Source organism: bacterium (assembly GCA_021372515.1).
In the GTDB taxonomy this organism is placed as follows: domain Bacteria; phylum Gemmatimonadota; class Glassbacteria; order GWA2-58-10; family GWA2-58-10; genus JAJFUG01.
Map to the genome: position 1 here is coordinate 1 of JAJFUG010000112.1, position 3,757 is coordinate 3,757.

General features: G+C 62.2%; 5 protein-coding genes. 3 read left to right on the plus strand and 2 right to left on the minus strand.

The genetic code is table 11. The features are described 5' to 3' along the window. Positions 1-383: zf-HC2 domain-containing protein (locus LLH00_11220; GenBank protein MCE5271839.1), on the minus strand; the 383-nt coding region annotated here is incomplete at its 3' end. Positions 384-402: 19 nt separating this feature from the next. Next, positions 403-960 carry a sigma-70 family RNA polymerase sigma factor gene (locus LLH00_11225; GenBank protein ID MCE5271840.1) on the minus strand — a complete coding sequence of 186 codons (558 nt, stop codon included), beginning with the start codon at positions 958-960 and terminating at the stop codon, positions 403-405. Between the two features lie 312 nt (positions 961-1,272). Between LLH00_11225 and LLH00_11230 the strand changes: the two genes are divergently transcribed. From LLH00_11230 to recA, 3 genes are all read left to right on the plus strand, one after another. Beyond that, complete coding sequence (locus LLH00_11230; GenBank protein ID MCE5271841.1) at positions 1,273-1,698, plus strand: hypothetical protein; 426 nt, start codon at positions 1,273-1,275, stop codon at positions 1,696-1,698. Positions 1,699-1,849: 151 nt separating this feature from the next. Further along, positions 1,850-2,527 carry a hypothetical protein gene (locus LLH00_11235; protein MCE5271842.1) on the plus strand — a complete coding sequence of 226 codons (678 nt, stop codon included), beginning with the start codon at positions 1,850-1,852 and terminating at the stop codon, positions 2,525-2,527. A gap of 82 nt (positions 2,528-2,609) precedes the next feature. Further along, a complete protein-coding gene (gene recA, locus LLH00_11240) occupies positions 2,610-3,647 on the plus strand; it encodes a recombinase RecA (protein ID MCE5271843.1) in 1,038 nt (345 codons plus the stop codon). Positions 3,648-3,757: the final 110 nt, after the last annotated feature.

Genomic DNA, 3,757 nt, shown 5'->3' on the forward strand with positions numbered 1-3,757 from the left:
CTGCCCTCCAGGCTTGCGGCGGCATTCTCAATCGGCTGGCTGACCGCTTTACCGATCCAGAAGTAGAGGGAAGTGCCGCAGAAACCTGCCAGGATCAACAGCGCGGTCAGGCTGCGCTTGAGCATCCGGAAGTAAGCCGCCTGCTCGGCGGCGAGACGTTTCTCCTCCACTGCCACCGCGGCCAGCACCCGGTTGCTGAACCCGGCCGGCGCTTTGACCGTCGGGGCCTCGTCCAGGGCCAGGAGCACCCTTTCGCTCAGCGCGGCCAGCTCAGCGCAGGCCGGGCACCCGGCCCGGTGGTTCTCCATACGCGCTGCCAGCTCCGGGTCGAGCGCACCCTCGGCGTACTCGGCCACCCATCTGTCGAACTCTCTGCAATCCATCGCGCCCTCCCTTCAACCTCTAATGTATAGCGTTTTCACCTGTTTCCGCAATCATTTGTTTTGCCAGCTGACGGCGCCCGCGCAGGATGTAGGTAGCCACCGTGGCCCGTGGAATCTGCATCGCCTCGGCTATTTCCTCGTATGAGAGGCCCTCGTAATGGTGCAGGCTTATGGCCTGGGCCCAGAGCGGAGGAAGGCGCCTCACCTGCGCCCGCAGGTTCTCGGCGGTCTGCTCGGCCTCCAGCTCTTCCTCGGGGTTCAGGCTATCATCGGCCAGGCTCTCCAGCACGGCCCGTCCGCCACCACCCTCCTCCACCGGCTCATCCAGACTGTCCATGCGCATCTGCTTGCGCCGCAGCCGGGTGATGCACACATTGGCCACGATCCGGAATATCCAGCTCGAAAGCTGGCTCTCCCCGCGGAAATCCTCCAGCCCACGGTATATCCTCAGGAACGCGTCCTGGGCCGCTTCCTCGGCCTCCTCGCGGCTGCCGAGCATGCGCCAGGCCTGGTTGTACACCCGGTCCTGGTATTCTGCAAGGATGGTCCTGAAATCGTAAGTGGCGTTACTGGGCATCGCACCGGCCGGAAGAAGTTGTCCTGTTTCAATATAACTCGCTCCAGCCGGATTCGTATGCTTTTGAGGTCCCGGCCGCTTTCATTTTCTAAGACCACGGCTGGCGGGGAATAATTTCACTTTTTTCTGCGGTTTCCTCAGGCGGAGCTGGCAAGGACGGATTATTTTCTGCGGGCAATACCTTTTATATCAAAAAAATTTTAGATAATTTTGAAAAAAGTTGAAATCATCCCCGCAGGGGTCTCGTCATATTCACCAGAACGGACGAAACAAAAACGGTTTCAACCCGATAAACTTCAACCGGAGGCAAGAATGAATGAGGAAATGATTGGTTTCTTAGCGGTGCTGTTAGTATTCACAATGCCGGCTTTCATAGTCTGGGTCGTGGTTTCGCGCCGTCACAGCGAGCGCATCGAGCTGATCAAGCAGGGGATCAACCCGGACAGCAACACGCTGAAGATCAGTCTGCCGGGCGACAAGGCGCTCGGTTGGGGCCTGGTGTTCCTGGCCGTTGGCCTGGCCGGTGTTGTCTCGATCTTTCTTCATTACGGCGACGAGGACCTGTTTTTCGCCGCCATCGCCTCGACCGCGATCGGCGTGGCCCTGCTGATCTACTACCGCCTGACCGCCGCACAGCGGGTGCGGGCGCGGGAAATCCAGGAAAGACTGCTGGAATCGGGCAATTTCGGCGCCTACAGCAAGCTGACCGTGGACAACGGGGATAACGAACCAAAGTAGGTTTTCCCTGCCCCGGTTCCACACAGGCCGCCCGGAGGGGATGCTCCGGGCGGCCTGCCTGTTTCTTGCCCGTGGCGGCCGGATGTTTTATCTTCTCTGCGGTGCATTCCCATTATCATTTACCTGCCAAATCCAGCCGGAACTTTCAGCCATGACTTTACCGTCTCTCGGGATCGATCCCGCCCTGAGCGGCACGGTGCGCCTGGCAGCTTTCGCGGTCGAGGGCCTGGCTATCGATGACGGGGCCGGGCTGTGGAGCGGGCTGTTCGATCCGCTCTGCCGCGAGCTGCACGTCCGCTACGGCGGCGCCACGATCAGCCATGTGCCGGGGATCGAGGCCGCACGCCAGCTCTACAAGGCGATTGGCGTTGACCCCACCCGCTGGCGGCCGGCCTCGGAGGCCCTGATCCGCCGGGTGATCAAGGGCAAGGAGCTTTACCGGGTCAACTCTCTGGTCGACACGATCAACTATTGCAGCCTGTACTACCTTCTGCCCCTGGGTCTGTTCGATCTGGACCGGATCGAGGGGGGCTCGATCACCCTGCGCCTGGGGCTGCCCGGCGAAAGCTTCGGCGGCATCCGCAAGGATGCAATCAACGTGGCCGGACGCTACACCCTGGCCGACTCGGCCGGGCCGTTCGGCAGCCCGACCGCGGACAGCGAGCGCACCTCGATCCGTCCGGACACCCGGCGCGCCCTGGTGGTGCTCTATGCCCCGGCGGGCCTGGAGCGCCAGACCCTGCTCGGCCGGGCCGTTTTCACCGCGGAGATGGTGGAGCGACACGGCGGAGGCAGTCCGCGCTGCAGCGCGGCCGTAATCGCCGAGTGAGGCTATTGACAAGCCATTGCCGGTGTAATATCTTCCCTCTTAAACAATTGCACGAATATCAACCTGTCGCAAGGAGCGCCGGATGGCAGCAGATATCCAGCAGGAAAAGCAGAAAGCGATCGGCCTGGCGATCAGCCACATCGAGCGTCAGTACGGCAAGGGCGCAATCATGAAACTGGGCGAGCACGGGGCCAAGGTGCGTGTGGATGCGATCTCGACCGGCGCACTGGGCCTGGACATCGCCATCGGCATCGGCGGCATCCCCTGCGGCCGGGTGACCGAGATTTTCGGCCCGGAATCCTCGGGCAAGACAACCCTGGCCCTGCACGTGATCGCGAGCAGCCAGAAAAAGGGCGGCGCCGCGGCTTTCATCGACGCCGAGCACGCGCTCGACCCTAACTACGCCTCCCGCCTGGGAGTGGACCTGGACAACCTTCTGATCTCGCAGCCCGACACCGGCGAGCAGGCCCTGGACATCGCCGAGGTGCTGGTGCGCTCCAACGCCATCGACGTGATCGTGGTCGACTCGGTGGCCGCCCTGGTGCCGCGGGCCGAGATCGAGGGCGAGATGGGCGACAGCCACGTGGGCCTGCAGGCCCGCTTGATGAGCCAGGCCATGCGTAAGCTTACCTCCACGATCCAGAAAAGCCACACCTCGATGATCTTCATCAACCAGATACGCGAGAAGATCGGGGTGATGTTCGGCAACCCGGAGACCACCACCGGCGGACGGGCGCTCAAGTTCTACTCCTCGCTGCGCCTGGACATCCGCAAGATCGGGAACATCAAGGACGGCGACACTGTTACGGGCATGCGCACCCGGGTCAAGGTGGTCAAGAACAAGGTCGCCCCTCCGTTCCGCGAGGCCGAGTTCGACATCATGTTCGACAAGGGGATCAGCTCCAGCGGATCCCTGCTCGACCTGGCCGTGGACCTGGGGATCATCGAGAAGAGCGGGGCCTGGTTCTCCTACGGCTCGGAGCGCCTGGGCCAGGGACGGGAGAACGTGAAGGCTTTCATTGAGGAGCACGCCGACATTTGCGAGGCAGTGTCCCAAGAGGTGCTGAAAAAGTCCGGGTTGATCGGTGAGGAAGAGCCGGACGAAAACAGCGCCAAATGACCCGTTTCCGCTCCAAACAGATATTGAGGCCGCATGCGAAGCAACGCGCCTGAGCCGGAGGAGCCGCGCGACAGCGAGGCGGAATACAAGAAAGCTCTGCGCAAGGGTTG